Here is a 1,904-nt window from a genome sequence, read left to right on the forward strand (position 1 = left end):
CCGGGACGGTCCGGGTCCAGGGTCGCGGCGTCTCCTGGGCAGAAGCGGCCCGGTGCCGGTGGGTTGCCCGGAGGTGCCACGACGCCGGCTTCCGGAGGTTGGCTGGAGAGCGTGGCGGCCAGCTGCACCAGCTCGCCGCCGCCGGCATGCAGCGGTTCGGCGAAGGGCAGGTTGAGGTGGACCGCTCCGGCGCCGCGTCCGGCCCCATCCCCTTGGGCGGCGGCCAGGGCGGCGCTGGCGAGGGCCTCCAGCTCCTTGGGCGCCATCGCCGCCAGCCCCTCGGGGGCGCCGCTGCCCAGCCAGCGGCAGCTGCAGGCCAGAAAGGCCTCCTGGTTGACGCTCTGGTTGGCGCCGCAGCCCTTGAGCCGGGCCGGCCGGTCGGCCGTGAGCAGCAGCAGGGGCAGGCAGCCGAAATCGGCCTCCACGGCGGCGGGCAGCAGGTTGGCCACCGCCGTGCCGGAGGTGGTGATCACCGTCGCCGGCTGGCCGCTGCCCCGGCCCAGGCCGAGGGCGAAGAAGGCGGCGCTGCGCTCGTCGATGGCGGTGTGCAAGCGCAGGCCGCCGGGCTCCAGCAGGGCGGCGGCCACCGCCAGGGGGGCCGAGCGGCTTCCCGGGCAGAGCACCGCATGGGTGAGGCCGCCTCGGCGCAGGGCACGCAACAGCGTCAGGGCTGCCTGCACATTGGCCAGTGATGACGGGGGCCCGGCCACCGGGGAGCTCCACTGTTCAGGATGGGGGAATCATCCTCATCGACGGCTTCGCCATGGCCAGCGGCCCCGCCATCGCCAAGCCCCCCTCCGGCCCCCAGGCTGGGGCCACCGGGCTCCTGCAGCAAGTCGCCCGCCTGCTGCTGTGGGTGCTGCTGGCCCTGCTGCTGCGCTGGACGGTGGTGGAGCCCCGCTGGATCCCGTCGGGCTCGATGCTGCCCACCCTCCAGCTCCAGGACCGGATCCTGGTGGAGAAACTCACCCCCCGTTTCGGCTCGGGTGTGCGCACGGGCCGCATCGTCGTGTTCCACCCGCCGGCCCGGCTGCAGGAGGCGGGCTACGACCCGCGATCCGCGCTGATCAAGCGGGTGGTGGCGGTGGCCGGCGATCGGGTGGAGGTGAGGGATGGCAAGCTCTGGCGCAATGGCACCCCCGCCGAGCCGGACTGGGCCAGGGAGCCCATGGCCTACGCCCTGGAACCCTTCGTGGTGCCCGCCGGTGAAGTGCTGGTGCTGGGGGACAACCGCAATGCCAGCCTCGATTCCCACCTCTGGGGCCCCCTGCCGGAAGCGGATCTGATCGGTACCGCCATCTGGCGCTACTGGCCCCTGGCCCGGTTCGGTCCGGTTGGGTTCTCCTCTCCCCACGCAGGGGGAGCCTCCTGAAAGACTGCGTTAGGGTGCGTGTCGTGTTGCAGCGCACACCGGAGGGCACATGTTCAACCCGGAGTTCCTGACCGCCGACAACGAGGCGATCAGCGACAACTCGCTGATTCAGTACCTGCAGGAACAGTCCCCGGACGTGCTCCAGAGGGTGGCCCGCTCGGCCACCGGCGACATTCAGGACATCATCCGCCACAACGTCCAGGGCCTGCTGGGCATGCTTCCCGGCGAGCAGTTCGAGGTCAAGATCCAGGCCAGCCGCGACAACCTGGCCGGCCTGCTGGCCTCGGCGATGATGACCGGCTACTTCCTGCGCCAGATGGAGCAGCGCATGGAACTGGAATCGGCCATGCTCGGCAGCGGCGGTTTCGAAGCCGGCCTCGACGACGACCCCGGCGAGCTGGAGCTCTAGGAGGCTGCTGAAATAGCCGCCAATCCAAGACCCTCCAGAGCAGATTGGGCTCTGTGGGCCTTGTGGCATGCCTGCCGGGAGGCTTGCACGGCCAATCTGGCGGTCCTCCATGGCGTCCGTGTC

At 71.3% G+C, this 1,904-nt stretch carries 3 protein-coding genes; 2 read left to right on the top strand and 1 reads right to left on the bottom strand.

Going from position 1 to position 1,904, the window contains the following annotated elements:
- Positions 1-680 (bottom strand): thiamine pyrophosphate-binding protein (locus tag VB739_RS16610; RefSeq protein ID WP_323358122.1); only part of this gene is annotated, 680 nt, incomplete at its 3' end.
- Positions 681-763: 83 nt separating this feature from the next.
- On the opposite strand from VB739_RS16610, the gene lepB reads away from it, so the two are divergent.
- Complete coding sequence (gene lepB / locus VB739_RS16615) at positions 764-1,372, top strand: signal peptidase I (RefSeq protein WP_323358123.1); 609 nt, start codon at positions 764-766, stop codon at positions 1,370-1,372.
- Between the two features lie 49 nt (positions 1,373-1,421).
- The gene (locus VB739_RS16620; protein WP_216908177.1) at positions 1,422-1,781 is read left to right on the top strand and encodes a DUF760 domain-containing protein; all 360 of its coding nucleotides are present in this window, start codon (positions 1,422-1,424) and stop codon (positions 1,779-1,781) included.
- Positions 1,782-1,904 lie beyond the last annotated feature (123 nt).

Source organism: Cyanobium gracile UHCC 0281, from assembly GCF_034931305.1.
Lineage (GTDB): Bacteria > Cyanobacteriota > Cyanobacteriia > PCC-6307 > Cyanobiaceae > Cyanobium > Cyanobium gracile_A.

Coding starts and splice junctions, on each gene's coding strand:
- lepB (WP_323358123.1), top strand. CDS start 764: ATGGCCAGCGGCCCCGCCATCGCCAAGCCCCCCTCCGGCCCCCAGGCT.
- VB739_RS16620 (WP_216908177.1), top strand. CDS start 1,422: ATGTTCAACCCGGAGTTCCTGACCGCCGACAACGAGGCGATCAGCGAC.